Here is a 2043-nt window from a genome sequence, read left to right as displayed (position 1 = left end):
CAAGGCCCGCAAGCTTTTGCGGAAGGGGTTGAAGAGCGAAGAGCCTCAGGCACTGCACGAGGCACGGAAGTTCGTTGTTCATCACCTTCATCAGCTGCGACTTCTGCAAACCGGAAACGAGCGGCGCCTTGCCAAGCTGGAACAGCTCCGGGAGGCATTGGGTGATCTCAACGACCTGGATGAACTGGAGCAGCTCGCTGCCGGCACGGAAGTCACGAGCAAGGACGCCCGGCGCATACGAAAGGCGCGGGAACGCCTGCTCAGTCGTGTGGAACGGGCGGCCTCCCGTCTTTTCCGGCTGAAGTCGAAGTCCTTCGGAAAGCGGCTCGGCCATGCGGCGGAGGCACATTCTCCTCACAGCCCGAGTGCGCTACAAGCCGGGGAATGACTGCTCCCGTCTTCTCCTCGCCCCGCACCGCCATAACAATCGTCTTTGTAACCTTCGGCATCGCCATCGGCGCACTGGCGGGTTCGATGCCCTCTGTCATGCGGAATTCGGGGATCGATGCAGAGACCTTCGGACTGGGCCTCACGCTCTCGACCGTGCTGACAGTGGCCGCGATGTCGGTTGGCGGGCAGATTGCGCGGGTCGCCTCGAACCGTGCTGTGCTACTCGCCGTGCTGCCATCCTTCGCACTGTCGCTTGGCGCTTATTTGACGGCGGCATCACCCGTCTGGTTCTTCATCACCATCCCCATCATGGGATTGTGCTTCGGTCTGACCGACCTGTTCATGAATGCGGAAGCGGTGGCCCTTGAACACGACTTGAAGCGTCCGATCTTCATGACCTTTCACGGCGGCGTCTCGGCAGGCGTCGGTGTCATGGCTGTTGTGGCGAGCTGGCTTTCAACGCAATGGGGCACTTGGGCAGTAGCAATGGTCGCTGCGGTCATGTTCACTGTCTCATGGGTATTCGTGTACCAGGCGATTGCGCCTCGCCCGCTCGCTGTAGGTAGGGCGGCTCGTATCGGCACCCTGCCGAACAAGACCCCCCTCATGTTGCTCGGGATAGCGGCTGGCCTCATCATTGCAGCTGAGACGGCGGCGCTGTTGTGGTCAGCCAAGCTGCTTGACGAAATTGCCCCCTCACTTGCCGCAATTGCCGGCCTTGGGGCGGCTTTCTTCGGGGTCTGCAACGCTGCAGTCCGCTTTCCCGGAGACCGCATGCGGTCCCTCCTTGGTGAGATGCCTTTAATGTTTGGCTCGCTCGTCGTTTCGATCTGCGGCTTTGTTGCTCTGGGGCTGTCAAGCTCCTTCGTGGTGAGCGTTACCGCCTTCGCGTCTGTCGGTTTTGGACTGGCGTTATTGATCCCGACGATCTTCGCCATGTCAGCAAGGCTCGTGCCTGAGAACCGGGCAGGTGCCTTGAGCTTCGTGTCGCTGCTCACCGCCGTACCTCGGATCATGGCTCCGTTGGCCTTCGGGATGGTGGCTGCGCGGCTGGGCATTGCCTTCTCCTTCGGCCTTGTCGCCGTCGGGCTCCTTGCTTCTCTTGGCCTGATCCTCACCTTCAAGAGGAAGGGTCACGGTATCTGAAGGCGATAACAGGCTCGGGGCAAGATCTGAAAGGCGGAAAATCCTCTGCTCTCATCCATTCCCAAACAGACGAAGAGGGAGACAAGTTCCGATGGGTCCATTGGGTGCGCCCCACAAACGCCAAAACCCCGCTGAGCATTTCTGCTTGGCGGGGTTTTGGTTATTGAGAATGTGAATGAAGGTTTTTCTCTGTTCTTTGCAGGCCTGGCAGCGACCTACTCTTCCGCGTCTTAAGACGAAGTACCATTGGCGCTGGGGCGATTTACGGCCGAGTTCGAGATGGGATCGGGTATGGACGCCCCGCCAGAGCCACCAGGCCGGCGAAGAACAGAGGGATGAGCACATAGGGTTTTTGCTGGCGCGAATGGGGCAAGCCCCAAGCGCGCTGTTTTGCTGGCGCGAATGGGCAAGGCCCAAGCGCGCTGTAGCTGGCGCGAATGGGCGAGTGCCCAAAGCGCGCTGATTTCAGCAGTCTTTCTCATAAGATCAGATGTCCTGGTTGGACAT

General features: G+C 59.9%; 2 protein-coding genes and 1 rRNA gene. 1 reads left to right on the top strand and 2 read right to left on the bottom strand.

Annotated features, from left to right (window positions below; translation table 11 throughout):
* A partial coding sequence (locus WCJ41_RS21765) for a hypothetical protein (protein WP_336907929.1) occupies window positions 1-334 on the bottom strand: 334 nt, incomplete at its 3' end.
* A 50-nt stretch (window positions 335-384) separates the two neighbouring features.
* Between WCJ41_RS21765 and WCJ41_RS21760 the strand changes: the two genes are divergently transcribed.
* On the top strand, window positions 385-1536 hold the full coding sequence (locus tag WCJ41_RS21760) for a hypothetical protein (protein WP_336907928.1): 1152 nt from the start codon (window positions 385-387) through the stop codon (window positions 1534-1536).
* A 202-nt stretch (window positions 1537-1738) separates the two neighbouring features.
* Here WCJ41_RS21760 and rrf read toward each other — a convergent pair.
* A 5S ribosomal RNA gene (gene rrf / locus WCJ41_RS21755) occupies window positions 1739-1853 on the bottom strand.
* Window positions 1854-2043 lie beyond the last annotated feature (190 nt).

The organism is Aestuariivirga sp. (assembly GCF_037139295.1).
GTDB lineage: Bacteria > Pseudomonadota > Alphaproteobacteria > Rhizobiales > Aestuariivirgaceae > Aestuariivirga.
The sequence above is the reverse complement of the archived record's forward strand: the minus strand, read 5'-3'. Positions and strand labels throughout refer to the sequence as shown.